The following is a 14,013-nucleotide window of genomic DNA, read 5'->3' as shown; positions in this document are numbered from 1 at the left end:
TGAGATCCGTATTAATTTTGCCAAAAAACAACTGGAAATGACCAACTATTCCGTGACGGATATTGCGTTTGAGGCCGGTTATAGTAGCCCGAGTTTGTTTATTAAAACGTTTAAGAAATTAACGTCCTTTACGCCTAAGAGATATCGTAAGAAATTGACTGAATTTAATCAGTAAGTCGTTATACCTGACAATTCACATATCTGTCCTGTTGCTGGATTATTTATGTCCGGGGGGGCAGATATGCCAGATATCAGTATTCTGTACTGAAGGGAGAAATTATGAGCCAGAAATTAAAAGTCGTCACTATTGGTGGCGGGAGCAGCTATACCCCGGAGTTACTGGAAGGATTTATTAAGCGTTATCACGAATTGCCGGTCAGCGAATTATGGCTGGTGGATGTCGAGGGTGGCAAAGCTAAACTGGATATTATTTTCGATCTCTGCCAACGGATGATTGATAACGCTGGCGTCCCGATGAAGCTTTATAAAACGCTGGATTGCCGCGAAGCATTGAAAGATGCTGATTTCGTTACTACCCAACTGCGCGTTGGCCAATTACCGGCGCGTGAACTGGATGAACGTATTCCATTAAGTCATGGTTATCTTGGTCAGGAAACCAACGGCGCGGGCGGTTTGTTTAAAGGTCTGCGTACCATTCCGGTGATTTTTGACATCGTAAAAGATGTCGAAGAACTTTGTCCGAATGCATGGGTGATTAACTTCACTAACCCGGCGGGAATGGTTACTGAAGCCGTTTATCGTCATACCGGATTTAAACGCTTTATCGGCGTGTGTAATATTCCGATCGGCATGAAGATGTTTATTCACGATGTTCTGATGCTGAAAGACAGCGATGATTTATCTATCGATTTGTTTGGCCTCAACCATATGGTGTTCATTAAGAATGTGCTGGTAAATGGCAAGTCGCGCTTTGCCGAATTGCTTGATGGTGTGGCATCCGGGCAGTTAAAAGCATCTGGCGTTAAAAATATTTTCGATCTGCCATTTAGCGAAGGCTTAATTCGTTCTCTGAATCTGTTGCCGTGTTCTTATTTGCTTTATTACTTCAAGCAAAAAGAGATGCTGGCTATTGAAATGGGCGAATACTACAAAGGCGGCGCACGAGCGCAGGTAGTACAGAAAGTCGAGAAACAACTTTTTGAGCTGTATAAAAACCCGGAGTTGAAAGTTAAGCCGAAAGAACTGGAACAGCGCGGTGGGGCTTATTACTCTGATGCAGCGTGCGAAGTGATCAACGCTATCTACAACGACAAGCAAGCTGAACATTACGTTAATATCCCGCATCATGGGCATATTGATAATATTCCGGCAGACTGGGCGGTAGAAATGACCTGTAAGCTGGGGCGCGATGGCGCGACGCCACATCCGCGCATTACGCATTTCGATGATAAAGTGATGGGGCTGATTCACACCATTAAAGGCTTCGAGATTGCTGCCAGCAACGCCGCACTTAGCGGAGAATTTAACGATGTGTTACTGGCGCTAAACCTTAGTCCGTTGGTGCATTCCGATCGCGATGCTGAGCTGCTGGCACGCGAGATGATTCTGGCGCACGAGAAATGGCTGCCAAATTTTGCCGACTGCATCGCAGAGCTTAAAAAAGCACATTAACCGAGGCTGATTATGGAACGCTTACTGATTGTTAATGCCGATGATTTTGGCTTAAGCAAAGGTCAGAACTACGGCATTATCGAGGCCTGTCGCAATGGGATTGTCACATCGACGACGGCGCTGGTGAATGGGCAGGCTATTGACCATGCGGTGCAGTTGAGTCGTGATGAACCGAGTCTGGCCATAGGGATGCACTTTGTCCTTACTATGGGCAAGCCACTGACAGCTATGCCGGGGTTAACCCGCGATGGTGTGCTGGGAAAATGGATCTGGCAGTTGGCAGAAGAAGATGCTTTACCGCTGGAAGAAATTACTCAGGAGCTTGCCAGTCAGTATTTGCGTTTCATTGAGCTATTTGGACGCAAACCTACGCATCTTGATAGCCATCATCATGTGCATATGTTCCCGCAGATTTTCCCGATTGTTGCCAGGTTTGCGGCTGAAGAGGGGATTGCGTTGCGCATCGACCGTCAGCCGCTATCTAACGCTGGTGATTTACCGGCTAATCTGCGCAGTTCGCAGGGATTCAGTAGCGCGTTTTATGGTGAAGAGATTAGCGAGGCACTGTTCCTGCAAGTGCTGGATGACGCAAGCCATCGGGGTGATCCTTCGCTGGAGGTGATGTGTCATCCGGCGTTTATCGATAATACTATCCGTCAGAGTGCTTACTGTTTCCCACGGTTAACGGAGCTGGAAGTGCTGACATCAGCGTCGTTGAAATATGCAATTGCTGAGCGTGGTTATCGGTTGGGTAGTTATCTTGATGTGTAAGTAAGGTGGTAAGGTCACTCCCCAGGGGACGTGACCTTATCCATATTTACGCCGGAATTTTGTCAATCTTAGGAATGCGTGACCACACGCGGTGTTCTGCCATCAGCGTTAACAGTTCATCCATAAAACTACCGTCGGTGCTGTCAGCTTCCACAATCCCTTCTTCACCCTGGTCAGCTACCTTGATTGTTGCTTTAAACTTGCGCGCGTCTCCCGCCAGCGCAATCGGTTTAAGGTGTTTGTAGGCTTCCATCAGATAGTAGTTGGCATCGCCGTTGTCAGCGATATCCGCGATATTGCCGCAAGGGACAATGACCGCATCGACCGTCAGCGAAGGTGCACCGGCAAAGGTAGCGGCTATAGGCAACACCGTACCGTCATCCGCAGTCACTTCACCCATTCGGGAGTAGAGCAGTTTGGCATGAACGCCTTTGGCCTTCAGGGCCTTGAGAATGGCAAGAAGGTCTGCCGATCTCACTTCATCATTAAGTAAAATCGCTACCACGCGACCTTTCACATCACCGTCAGGAATGGCGTACAAACTTAAGGATGGATCCTTTTTCAGACCGTTGACGTCCGGAGGTGGGGTGATATTCAGCTGGTCGTCAGTCAGTTCGATACCGAGATTTTTCGCCACCGCCTGGGCCAGAGTGAGATCAATATGCGCCAGCTGGTCAACAACGTGCTCACGAATATACGGACGAACGACTTTGCTTAACTCAAAACTGAAACCATCGACAATATGGCGCTGCTCGAATGGCGTCTGACTTAGCCAGAACAGACGCGGATGGGAATAATATTCGCCAAACGATGGGCTGCGCTCGCGAACTTTATTGCCTTCCACGCGCTCTTGGTATGATTCAAAACCGCCGCGTTTCGGCCCCGGTGGTGTTTCGCGCGGCCAGTTATCGTTGATCGAGTTCGGTTCATAATTCGCCGGGTTAGTGTCGATCCCCATACGATGCATGCCGTCACGCTGGAAATTATGGTAAGGGCAGGTCGGGCGGTTAATCGGAATCTCATGGAAATTCGGCCCACCAAGACGACTGATTTGTGTATCGGTATAGGAGAACAAACGTCCCTGCAACAGGGGATCGTTGGTGAAGTCCAGACCAGGAACAATATGACCTGGATGGAATGCTGCTTGTTCGTTTTCGGCAAAGAAGTTATCCGGATTGCGATTGAGCACCATTTTGCCGACACGCTGAACGGGCACCAGTTCTTCCGGGATCAGTTTGGTTGGATCGAGAAGATCGAAGTCGAACTTGAATTCATCTTCTTCAGGAATCAACTGGAAGCCCAGTTCGTATTCCGGAAAATCGCCTGCTTCAATGGCTTCCCACAACTCGCGGCGGTGGAAGTCCGGGTCACGTCCGGTGAGTTTTTGTGCTTCATCCCAAACGAGTGAGGCTTTACCTGCCAGTGGTTTCCAGTGGAAACGTACAAACGTTGCCTTCCCTTCGGCATTAATCAGGCGGAAGGTGTGAATACCGAAGCCTTCCATGGTGCGGTAACTGCGGGGGATGCCGCGATCCGACATCGCCCACATCACGTTGTGCAGAGTTTCAGGTTGCAGAGAAACATAATCCCAGAAAGTATCGTGGGCACTTTGCCCTTGTGGAATTGCCCAGTGCGGTTCTGGTTTTACCGCATGAACAAAATCGGGGAATTTATGCGCATCCTGGATAAAGAAGATTGGCGTGTTATTGCCAACGAGGTCAAAAATACCCTCTTCAGTATAGAACTTGGTGGCAAAACCACGGATATCACGCACGGTATCGGCAGAGCCAGCGCCACCCTGAACGGTAGAGAACCTAACAAATACTGGGGTGATTTTGTTCGGATCTGAGAGGAAATCCGCTTTGGTGATATCGCTTAAGCTTTTATATGGCTGGAAATAACCGTGAGCTGCTGATCCGCGTGCATGAACAATACGTTCCGGGATGCGCTCATGGTCAAAGTGGGTGATTTTCTCGCGCAGAATAAAATCTTCCAGCAGCGTTGGACCACGGTTACCGGCACGCAGTGAGTTTTGATCATCGGCGATGCGCACGCCCTGATTAGTGGTCAGCGCATAATTTTCACTGCCTTTGCGTACGTCTTCCAGAGAATTAAGTTTTTCGTTACGTGTATCAGGGGCTTTCAGGCTCCCAGGGGCGGTAGGTTGTGCACCTGGCGGTGTTGGTTCAGCCGCTGGACGATGAGATCCGTCCTCAGGTGCCAGTGAGTCCATCCCCGGTTTCGCTTCGCTGGAATCGTGTAGTGGTGACTGGTGCTGATGTGGGTTCTTTTCGTTATGTTGCGACATTGAACTCGTCTCCTTAATTTATTACTGAAAGGGCCGCTGTTTTGGTCAAAAAACTCTCTAACTATAGACCACCAGCCAGATTCCGCTTCGGAGACTATTCTGGAAACGGTGTTATGAAATACACGCAAAGCGGGACGTACAGGGGCTAAATCGGCTAAACTACAGTTTTTCTAATTTTTAATATGCGTTTAGTGAAGCCAGTAATGAAGAAACCGCTCCGCCAGCAAAACCGCCAGATTATTAGCTATGTCCCACGCACGGAACCCGCGCCGCCAGAACATGCGATAAAGATGGATTCGTTTCGTGATGTCTGGATGCTGCGTGGCAAATATGTTGCGTTTGTACTGATGGGAGAGTCATTTCTGCGCTCACCGGCGTTTACTGTGCCTGAATCTGCCCAACGTTGGGCAAATCAGATCCGCCAGGAAGGGGAAGTGACTGAGTAAGGATTACATACCTCCTGGTTTTGCCGGGAGTTACAGGACCTGAAATTCTGCATTTCGTTGCTACATTCATTCAAACCACCTGTAACAAAAAGCTGCCTTTGACGAGCTATTGCTATAAATAAGTGATCTTTTTTCTTTAATTGTTTATTTATTTTAAAATGGTTAAGTTTTGCTAATCATGATGAGTTATTTTTGATAGTTCATCCTGTGGCGTCGCTCTTAAACTTATATTGTAAATGGCTTAGATTTAAATAAGATAATAATTTTGTTAACAATATGAGGCGGGAGATGTTTTCTACAAACTTAATACAGAGTAATTATGGTGATTTAAATATTAAAAGCCTGGCTTTCGACTCTTTTAAAGAAAGGCTTGAGTCTACCATGGCGGCACTCACTTTCTTTATATCAACGGGTCAATGTGACTGCGATGAAATAGCAGAGTCGAACTTCAATCGTATGATTGCCTATATGTCTAACATTAACTATGATGCCTCAAAGCTAGGAGCGCCAGCACTTAGTTTTGATACGTATCTGCAGGACAATGTTAAATATAGAGTGATAATTAATAATCTTTATGGCAGTGAGTTTCGGATAAGAGATATTAATGAGGATTTTGTTGGGATGGATTTTACCTGTGAATTCCGACCCGAAAAAATGACGAATTTGATCAATATAAAAAATAGGTTGGTTATTCATTATTTAAGGACTATATACTATGAAAAAAATTATATACATCCTGCCGGGAGCATTTTTGCTGCGATTCAAAAAAAATGAGAGTCTCCTAAAGTTTCCTTCGATAATATCAATGCTTAATATCAATCTTCTTTTTAATCCACTAAATCTTCCGGGAATGGGAAGTGGTGTGCTTGAAGATATTATGAGTATTCCAGATAGTTCACTTAGAAAACGTTTCGGGTATGAGGTTTTAAGCTTCTCACTACAGGCACATTCATTGAGCCAGGAATGTATTGATAAGTTGGACATTTTTTTCGCTGACGATCTGTTTAAATATGAGTCAGTATGCATCGCCGCGATGGAACATTTAAAAAGTAAAGCAACGGCCCCTATACAAAACGGACCGTTGCCAGCATAAGAATTAACGGTGTGCCAGTTCGGCGTCGTCTTCGCTATCCAGAATGGCTTTATCGGTTTGCTTCAGCCACTGGCTGGTCAGCGTGCCAGCTGTCATCGAGCCACTAACGTTTAGCGCCGTACGGCCCATGTCGATAAGCGGTTCAACGGAGATTAACAGCGCCACCAGGGTTACTGGCAGGCCCATCGCAGGCAGCACAATCAGTGCGGCGAAAGTTGCACCACCACCGACACCGGCAACGCCTGCGGAACTAACGGTAACAATACCGACCAGCGTCGCAATCCACATCGGGTCCAGCGGGTTAATGCCAACCGTAGGCGCAACCATCACCGCCAGCATTGCCGGATACAAACCGGCGCAGCCGTTCTGACCAATGGTTGCACCGAAAGAGGCGGCGAAACTGGCGATGGATTCAGGAACGCCCAGACGACGCGTTTGTGCTTCCACATTCAGTGGGATAGACGCAGCACTGGAACGGCTGGTAAAGGCAAACGTCAGCACAGGCCATACCTTACGGAAGTACTTCAGCGGACTCACGCCATTAATGCCCAGCAGAATGCCATGCACAGCAAACATAATCAGCAGACCGAGGTAGGACGCGACAACGAAACTTCCCAGTTTGATGATGTCTTGCAAGTTAGAACCTGCAACCACTTTGGTCATTAGAGCCAGAACGCCGTAAGGGGTCAACTGCATGACAAGGCGAACCAGTTTCATCACCCAGCTTTGTAGGGTATCGATAGCGGTTAAGACGCGTTCACCTTTCGGCGCATCATCCTTCAGCAGTTTCAATGCAGCTACGCCGAGGAATGCGGCAAAAATTACCACGCTGATAATTGACGTCGGATTGGCTCCGGTAAGATCGGCAAACGGGTTTTTCGGGATAAAGGACAAGACCAGCTGCGGAACGCTCAGATCAGAGACTTTACCAACATAGTTACTTTCAATGGCGTTCAGACGTGCAGTTTCTGCACCACCCTGAACCAGACCTTCAGCCGTCAAACCAAACAGGTGGTGACCAGCACACCGACCAGCGCCGCAATCAGCGTGGTAAACAAAAGCGTACCGATGGTCAGAAAACTGATTTTGCCTAACTGAGATGCGTTATGCAGACGGGCAACCGCGCTCAGAATAGAGGCGAAGACTAACGGCATAACGATCATTTGCAGCAGTTGAACATTGCCGTTACCAACGATGTTAAACCACTGTACAGAATCTTTAAGTACCTGGCTGTCAGAACCATAAATGGTATGCAGGGCAAGGCCAAAAACCACACCCATCACCAGACCCACCAGCACTTTTTTCGCCAGACTCCACTGTTTATGGCGGGTCTGAGCCAGCGCAAACAGCAGTACAACGAACACCACGATGTTCGCAATTAATGGAAAGTTCATCCCCGTTCTCCTGATCTTATTATTTCTATCACTGCGTAGCAGTCATAGTGTTGGCGCAAGATTAACAGAACTGTGAGCTGGCTCTTATATTCAAATGGAATTGCTTATTCCAGAAAGGTGATTTTTGCCTTTTTAGTATTCAACCTGATGCTTAATAAGCCGATGAAACTGGATCTGCAAGGTATTGATCATTTGCGATGACCAACGAACAGCGCTGTTCTCGGGTAATGAATGGGGCATCCATACCGACCAGACAAATAATGCCATGCAGATAAAACGTTCCAGTTGGTTGCCCTTTTGGGGAACCAGGATAGGCAAGCGGAAACGCCAGCGGCATGGCCAGAGCAGGGGAACACCGGCGGGTGTCAGCATATCGGCAAGTATGTGGCTCAAATAACCCAGCACCATTCCTTGTAGCGCATCAGCCGGAATGAACCAGCCTTCCGGAACCTTAAGGTAAAAGGTTGCCAGCAGCGCAAATACCGCCAGCAGACTGTGGGTAAAACCACGATGCCCAAAAGCGCGGGCGATCGGTTTTGATATCCATTTTAATCGCTGCCCAAGAAACGACTTTGGGTGATCGATGTCCGGTAACAAACACGTCAGGATTGCGGAAGGGACAATATGCCACCAGTCACCCTGTGCCAGCACGGGCGTCAGCTCGGCATTTTTGGCAAATACCGCACAAGCAATAGAAAAGAGAAGGTGACCTTCCGCCGTCATGATAAAACTCACTAAACTGTCGATACGTACAGTATAGGATTTTTATACAGTGCACGGAAGTGGTGACGGTGTAACTCTTTCTCTTAAATTGACGATTAATCCGTCAGTTGAATGCAAATTCAGATAAAGAACCAGGGGCAGCGTGATCACTGCCCCTGGTCATTAACCGAGAAGGTCTTTTGCGGTGAGTTCTGTCAGCGATGAGAGTTTGACGTTTGCTAATACAAAACGTGGATCATTTTGCGCTTCTGGCGCAGGAACGACGATGGAACGCATGCAGGCTGCTTTAGAAGCGATCATGCCATTTACCGAGTCTTCCAGCGCCACGCAGGTCAGTGGGTCAACGCCCAGTTTTGCTGCGCAGTCGAGATATACTTGCGGATGCGGCTTGCTGTAAGGCAGTTTTTCAGCCGAGGCGAGGGCATCGAAACTGTCGCGTAAGTCAAACATGGTCAACACTTTTTCCAGCATATGTAGTGGTGACGCGGAGGCCAGTCCCACCAATAAACCTTGTTCTTTGCATAACGCAACAGCTTCGCGCACGCCTGGTAATAATGGACGTGTCTCTTCAACCAGTGAAATGGCACGGGCAATAACCCGTTCTACTACTTCCTGACGGCTTGGCCCATTCCACGGTTGCCGGGCGTACAAAGATCGACCACCATATCGATGCGTAAACCTAAGGTGTCCGGCAGCTCGTTACGACGGGAGATATCTACCCCCAGGCTTGCCATCACATCCAGTTCGGCTCGATCCCATAAAGGTTCTGAGTCGATAAGTAATCCATCCATATCAAAAATTGCAGCAAGAATCTGACGCGGGGTTGACATTACAACCTCTCCTTTAGAGCATTATGTGTAAGGTATTAAGCCGTGCTTATGATTAAGCGCCTATCATATCGCCTTTAAAGAATGGGCGAAAACAGATATCTACAGGTAAACTAAGTGAAACGACGCGTCTTAATCAAGGAGAACTCATGACGTATCAACAAGCTGGACGCATTGCTGTTTTGAAAAGGATTTTGGGTTGGGTGATTTTTATACCTGCATTGATCTCTACATTGATTTCTTTGCTGAAATTTATGAATACCCGGCAGGAAAACCAGGAAGGCATTAATGCGGTCATGCTCGACTTTGCTCATGTCATGATCGATATGATGCAGGCGAATACGCCTTTTTTGAATCTGTTCTGGTATAACTCCCCGACCCCTAATTTTAATGGTGGTGTGAACGTTATGTTCTGGGTGATTTTCATCCTGATTTTTGTCGGACTGGCGTTGCAGGATTCCGGTGCCCGGATGAGTCGCCAGGCGCGCTTCTTGCGGGAAGGTGTTGAAGATCAACTCATTCTGGAAAAAGCCAAAGGGGAAGAGGGGCTAACGCGTGAACAAATTGAGTCCCGTATTGTTGTTCCGCACCATACTATTTTCCTGCAGTTTTTCTCACTATATATCCTGCCGGTTATTTGTATTGCTGCAGGTTATGTGTTCTTTTCTCTGCTTGGGTTTATTTAATCAAAAGGCCGCACGGAGCGGCCATTATCCTCAACCCATATCATGCTGCTAATAATCTATCCAATGACTGCTGAGCAATAACCAAATGCTGACCGCCAAATAATCTTGCACGATTTAACAGCGTGTAGAGTTGGTAAACCGGTTGACGTTCAAGGAAATCGGCAGGTAGCGGGGATACTGACTGATAGCCGTCATAGATTTGTGGCGGCTGTTCAGTATGCAGCGGTAACATCGCCAGGTCGCACTCTCGGTCACCCCAGTAGCAGGCAGGGTCGAAAATGTACGGGCCATCCGGACCCAGCGCACAGTTGCCGGACCATAAATCGCCGTGCAACAGAGAAGGCTGCGGTTGATGCGAGGCCAGACGCTGCTGAATATGCTCGACGATGGCGTCGATATTGCCGAAAGCGATCCCTTTCTCTGCTGCCAGTTCCAACTGCCAGCCAATCCGTTGTTCAGCAAAAAACGTTGACCAGCGACGTTGCCAGGTGTTGGGCTGTGGAGTTGTGGAGAGCGAGTTATCAAAATCGAGGCCAAATTGTGGTTGGTCACTCCATTGATGTAAACGCGCAATTTGCTGACCAAGAATAAATGCGCTATGCGCATCCAGCGGACGAGGTGGGAGATAATCCATCACCAGAAAACTGTAGTCACGGTCAGCGCCTACTGCCCAAACCTTAGGCACGGTGACGGTTTTACTACGCGACAGTAACTCCAGTTGGTCGGCTTCGGCGGTAAAACTGGGAAGCAGTTCCCTTTCATCACATTTGACGAAAAAGTCATGTCCTGCATAGCGCAAATGCCATGCGGCATGGACTTCTCCGCCAGGCAGTTCATTACGCAGTTCGATTTCGCCTTCACCTAACTGCTCGCTCAAAAGACGACTGATTGCCTGCCACATGATGTCTCTCCCATGTTGTCTGCCAGATCATAAGGTTAGCGCAAGAATGCGGTGTAAAAACACGAGCTAACGCACACCACAGACTGATTATTGCCCAAAAACCATTTATTTTCTGTTGCTATTCCATTCCTCCCAGGTCGTGATGGTGATTTCAGGATCTTTGCCGGTTGCACTTTGGGTAAGCCCCGAAACCAGTTCTCTAATTTCTTCTTCACTTTGGGTACTGATAAGTCCAAAAGTGTTAGTCCCCAGCTCATGGATATTTCCCTCATCATCCGTCATGGTGAGCAAAAAACCGTCGCGAGTCAGGTAATTATTCAACTCGTTAATTTCAGTCAATGTATCCTCATGCAACATGACGGTTATGACATAACGGACAAGATCGCCACTGGCCATAGTTCACCCCTTTGTTATCACATGACTTTTGAGCATAGTCGGAGAAACGCGTTGCCGACAGGTTGGTGGTGATTCCCCCAATGCTGGGGGAATGTTTTTGTTAGCGGGAAAGGTAAGCGTAAATTTTTTGCGTATCGTCATGGGAGCACAGACGTGTTCCCTGATTGAGTGTGGCTGCACTCCCCGCAGCTACGCCAAAACGGACCATCTCTTCAAGAGAGGCATTTTCTGCCAGTTTCAGTGTCATCGCGCCGACCATGCTGTCACCAGCGCCAACGGTACTCTGGCTTTTCACCGGTGGTGGCACCACCTGAATGCAGTTTTCACTATCAACACCCAGCGCTCCTTGTGGACCAAGGGAAACGACAACCCGTTTGGCCTTGCCGCTATTAACGATTTCCTGCGCGGCTTTGCGGACATCGTCTGGCTGGGTGAGTTCGCGACTCACCAGCGCACTGAGTTCTTTTTGGTTAGGCTTAACCAACTCGATGTTACCAATCGCCAGTGCTGCACTTAACGCTTCGCCAGAACTGTCGATGATGCAGCGGATCCCTTGGTTTTGCGCAGCGGAAATCAGTTGGGTTAATTTTTCCAGCTTCACACCTGGCGGCAGGCTTCCGCTTATGACCAGGATGGCCCCGGATTCAATTTCCAGAACTTGCTCTTCAAGCTGGCGAAACTCATCTTCATTTAATGCCGCGCCTGGCATAACAAAACGATACTGTTCACCGCTTGCTTCCACATGTACGTGTAAATTCTGCCGGGTCCAGTCTTTGGCTTCTACAGTAGCGACGGGGACATTTTCATCCGCCAACAGTGAAACCAGGTGTTCGCCGGTCGCGCCACCCGCCGGGAAGATCGCTGTGGCACTGCCTCCAAGATGGGCAATGGCGCGGGCGACGTTGATGCCGCCGCCCCCGGGTTCGAACACCGGTGCGGTACAGCGCAGTTTTCCTTCGGGATAAATTTGCGGGGTAATTGTTGCGCTATCGAGAGAGGGCGCAAGTGTCAACGTATAGATACGTACCATCATTTCCTCCTATAGGCTGATTTCAGTCTGGCACCGAATCAGCGGAAAGTGAAGAAATTAACAATATGATTTATTAGAGCTTTATTTAAAATTTTGCAGATAAATATATATAAATAAAAATCTGTTTTCGCCACATGCTTATTCAAAAAATGAAATAAGAATACATTGCTAAGTTATTCGCGCCTTTTTATAATTCGTTACCTTTCCAGGGACGCTAATCTTTGATCCTTAAGAAAGTTTCCGGGACCGTGATGGTCTCTTTTTTGTTGTACGGACTCTTGATAAATGAAGCTTTTGAAGACAGTTCCTGCCATCGTTATGTTGGCGGGGGGCATGTTTGCGTCACTGAATGCAGCTGCCGATGATTCCGTTTTTACTGTCATGGACGATCCTGCCAGCGCTAAAAAACCTTTCGAAGGTAATCTGAACGCAGGATATCTTGCACAATCAGGCAATACGAAAAGCTCCTCACTTACGGCTGACACCACCATGACCTGGTATGGACAAACCACTGCCTGGTCGCTGTGGGGGAACGCCAGTAATACTTCTTCTAATGATGAGCGTTCTTCAGAAAAATATGCGGCGGGCGGGCGTAGCCGCTTTAATTTAACTGATTATGACTATTTATTTGGTCAGGCAAGCTGGCTGACAGACCGTTATAACGGCTATCGAGAGCGCGATGTGTTGACCGCGGGTTATGGTCGTCAGTTTTTGAATGGCCCGGTACACAGTTTCCGCTTTGAATTCGGTCCAGGTGTGCGTTACGACAAATATACCGACAATGCCAGTGAAACCCAGCCGCTGGGCTATGCCTCCGGGGCTTATGCATGGCAGTTGACTGACAACGCTAAATTTACGCAGGGTGTTTCGGTCTTTGGCGCGGAAGACACAACGCTGAACTCCGAAAGCGCATTAAATGTTGCTATTAATGAACATTTTGGACTGAAGGTGGCTTACAACGTCACATGGAACTCTGAACCTCCAGAGTCTGCACCGGAACATACCGACCGTCGGACAACCTTATCGCTGGGCTACAGCATGTAAAATTATCTGCCGGACCGTGTTATGCGGTCTGGCTGTCTTCGTTTGTCACTGCTCAGCCCCAAATCATTGCTGCCCAACGTAGCAACAACATAGCGCCACAGATTGCCAGTAGCACCACCACCATCTTCCAGTGTTTTTTATCAAAGCGTTTAGTCGGCATACCAGTGTCCTGCATATCTCTTGTGCGTGATAACGGAGTGTAACAAAAGGGACAGGCATCAAGGGATTTTTTGTTATTACAGCCGTCGGGTGGCGTTGTGCACATGGTCACTGTTTCTGCGTTTTATGAAAAAAATAAAATTATGTATCGATATATATCGTAAATAGCTGGTTATAAATACGTCTTTATTTCATCAGCACTAAAACTCAGGCTTTGGCTGATGACATTTATAGCAGCATAATATGTTTCTACAGTTTTATAATGCTTATGATGAATGGCTATATGAACAGCTGACATGTTGTCATGATTTTTAGCGGCCAATAGTGTAAATAACTGATGTTGACTAAAAGAATGTTTTTTTGCAAAAGCACCCAGCGTCGATATATAAGATAACACGACGTCTTCATTACCCTTGCTCATGGCGATGTATAATGCAGGGGGTCCCTGTGCTGTAGCTCCTTTTAATAAATCCATGATGTTAGCTTTGCTCAACTTGTATTTAAAGGCGATGCCATTAATTTTAGAGAGGAACCGTGTGACACACAAAGGGTGATTATTTTCCATTGCGGCGTATAATCCTGGCTCACCATCATGTATTTTCA

General features: G+C 47.6%; 12 protein-coding genes and 4 pseudogenes. 7 read left to right on the top strand and 9 right to left on the bottom strand.

What is annotated here, in order from left to right; translation table 11 throughout:
• The 3 genes from ACUU1I_RS15760 to chbG form a co-directional block, all read left to right on the top strand.
• Positions 1–175: helix-turn-helix domain-containing protein (locus ACUU1I_RS15760; protein WP_449144857.1), on the top strand; the 175-nt coding region annotated here is incomplete at its 5' end.
• Between the two features lie 104 nt (positions 176–279).
• Positions 280–1,632, top strand: a complete 1,353-nt coding sequence (celF, locus tag ACUU1I_RS15755; RefSeq protein ID WP_000078733.1) for a 6-phospho-beta-glucosidase — start codon at positions 280–282, stop codon at positions 1,630–1,632.
• Between the two features lie 12 nt (positions 1,633–1,644).
• Positions 1,645–2,403: a chitin disaccharide deacetylase gene (gene chbG, locus ACUU1I_RS15750; protein ID WP_000440442.1), complete on the top strand. Its 759-nt coding sequence runs from the start codon at positions 1,645–1,647 to the stop codon at positions 2,401–2,403.
• 46 nt (positions 2,404–2,449) lie between these two features.
• On the opposite strand, the gene katE is transcribed toward chbG, so the two are convergent.
• On the bottom strand, positions 2,450–4,711 hold the full coding sequence (gene katE, locus ACUU1I_RS15745; RefSeq protein ID WP_000077846.1) for a catalase HPII: 2,262 nt from the start codon (positions 4,709–4,711) through the stop codon (positions 2,450–2,452).
• A gap of 182 nt (positions 4,712–4,893) precedes the next feature.
• Here katE and cedA point away from each other — a divergent pair, with 182 nt between their 5' ends.
• A complete protein-coding gene (gene cedA, locus ACUU1I_RS15740; RefSeq protein ID WP_001241561.1) occupies positions 4,894–5,157 on the top strand; it encodes a cell division activator CedA in 264 nt (87 codons plus the stop codon).
• Positions 5,158–5,445: 288 nt separating this feature from the next.
• Positions 5,446–6,250, top strand: a pseudogene (locus ACUU1I_RS15735) (protein YdjO).
• 3 nt (positions 6,251–6,253) lie between these two features.
• On the opposite strand, the pseudogene tcyP reads toward ACUU1I_RS15735, so the two are convergent.
• From tcyP to hxpB, 3 genes and pseudogenes are all read right to left on the bottom strand, one after another.
• Positions 6,254–7,644: pseudogene (gene tcyP, locus ACUU1I_RS15730) on the bottom strand (cystine/sulfocysteine:cation symporter).
• A 132-nt stretch (positions 7,645–7,776) separates the two neighbouring features.
• On the bottom strand, positions 7,777–8,367 hold the full coding sequence (locus ACUU1I_RS15725) for a metal-dependent hydrolase (RefSeq protein ID WP_001297653.1): 591 nt from the start codon (positions 8,365–8,367) through the stop codon (positions 7,777–7,779).
• A 162-nt stretch (positions 8,368–8,529) separates the two neighbouring features.
• Positions 8,530–9,197, bottom strand: a pseudogene (hxpB, locus tag ACUU1I_RS15720) (hexitol phosphatase HxpB).
• Between the two features lie 146 nt (positions 9,198–9,343).
• Between hxpB and ACUU1I_RS15715 the strand changes: the two are divergent.
• Positions 9,344–9,880: a YniB family protein gene (locus tag ACUU1I_RS15715; RefSeq protein WP_000222164.1), complete on the top strand. Its 537-nt coding sequence runs from the start codon at positions 9,344–9,346 to the stop codon at positions 9,878–9,880.
• Between the two features lie 40 nt (positions 9,881–9,920).
• Here the strand turns inward: ACUU1I_RS15715 and ACUU1I_RS15710 are convergent, their stop codons facing one another.
• From ACUU1I_RS15710 to pfkB, 3 genes are all read right to left on the bottom strand, one after another.
• Positions 9,921–10,781 (bottom strand): fructosamine kinase family protein, encoded by an 861-nt coding sequence (locus tag ACUU1I_RS15710; RefSeq protein ID WP_000267663.1) that lies wholly within the window; start codon positions 10,779–10,781, stop codon positions 9,921–9,923.
• A gap of 105 nt (positions 10,782–10,886) precedes the next feature.
• Positions 10,887–11,177: a type V toxin-antitoxin system endoribonuclease antitoxin GhoS gene (gene ghoS / locus ACUU1I_RS15705; RefSeq protein WP_000146159.1), complete on the bottom strand. Its 291-nt coding sequence runs from the start codon at positions 11,175–11,177 to the stop codon at positions 10,887–10,889.
• 100 nt (positions 11,178–11,277) lie between these two features.
• A complete protein-coding gene (gene pfkB, locus ACUU1I_RS15700) occupies positions 11,278–12,207 on the bottom strand; it encodes a 6-phosphofructokinase II (protein WP_000251736.1) in 930 nt (309 codons plus the stop codon).
• Positions 12,208–12,492: 285 nt separating this feature from the next.
• On the opposite strand from pfkB, the gene ACUU1I_RS15695 reads away from it, so the two are divergent.
• Positions 12,493–13,251: a DUF481 domain-containing protein gene (locus ACUU1I_RS15695; RefSeq protein ID WP_000771396.1), complete on the top strand. Its 759-nt coding sequence runs from the start codon at positions 12,493–12,495 to the stop codon at positions 13,249–13,251.
• Between the two features lie 52 nt (positions 13,252–13,303).
• On the opposite strand, the gene yniD is transcribed toward ACUU1I_RS15695, so the two are convergent.
• The gene (gene yniD, locus ACUU1I_RS15690; protein ID WP_001142445.1) at positions 13,304–13,411 is read right to left on the bottom strand and encodes a small membrane protein YniD; all 108 of its coding nucleotides are present in this window, start codon (positions 13,409–13,411) and stop codon (positions 13,304–13,306) included.
• Between the two features lie 171 nt (positions 13,412–13,582).
• Positions 13,583–14,013, bottom strand: a pseudogene (locus ACUU1I_RS15685) (hypothetical protein); the annotation flags it as partial.

It is taken from the genome of Shigella sp. SIG3 (assembly GCF_053555855.1).
Note: the sequence above shows the minus strand (reverse complement) of the source record. Positions and strands in the feature narration are given on the sequence as shown.

What these genes read in the sequence shown, in the direction of transcription:
- ACUU1I_RS15695 (WP_000771396.1), top strand. Translation starts at nt 12,493, where the DNA reads ATGAAGCTTTTGAAGACAGTTCCTGCCATCGTTATGTTGGCGGGGGGC.
- celF (WP_000078733.1), top strand. Translation starts at nt 280, where the DNA reads ATGAGCCAGAAATTAAAAGTCGTCACTATTGGTGGCGGGAGCAGCTAT.
- cedA (WP_001241561.1), top strand. Translation starts at nt 4,894, where the DNA reads ATGCGTTTAGTGAAGCCAGTAATGAAGAAACCGCTCCGCCAGCAAAAC.
- pfkB (WP_000251736.1), bottom strand. Translation starts at nt 12,207, where the DNA reads ATGGTACGTATCTATACGTTGACACTTGCGCCCTCTCTCGATAGCGCA.
- katE (WP_000077846.1), bottom strand. Translation starts at nt 4,711, where the DNA reads ATGTCGCAACATAACGAAAAGAACCCACATCAGCACCAGTCACCACTA.
- ghoS (WP_000146159.1), bottom strand. Translation starts at nt 11,177, where the DNA reads ATGGCCAGTGGCGATCTTGTCCGTTATGTCATAACCGTCATGTTGCAT.
- ACUU1I_RS15710 (WP_000267663.1), bottom strand. Translation starts at nt 10,781, where the DNA reads ATGTGGCAGGCAATCAGTCGTCTTTTGAGCGAGCAGTTAGGTGAAGGC.
- yniD (WP_001142445.1), bottom strand. Translation starts at nt 13,411, where the DNA reads ATGCCGACTAAACGCTTTGATAAAAAACACTGGAAGATGGTGGTGGTG.
- ACUU1I_RS15725 (WP_001297653.1), bottom strand. Translation starts at nt 8,367, where the DNA reads ATGACGGCGGAAGGTCACCTTCTCTTTTCTATTGCTTGTGCGGTATTT.
- chbG (WP_000440442.1), top strand. Translation starts at nt 1,645, where the DNA reads ATGGAACGCTTACTGATTGTTAATGCCGATGATTTTGGCTTAAGCAAA.
- ACUU1I_RS15715 (WP_000222164.1), top strand. Translation starts at nt 9,344, where the DNA reads ATGACGTATCAACAAGCTGGACGCATTGCTGTTTTGAAAAGGATTTTG.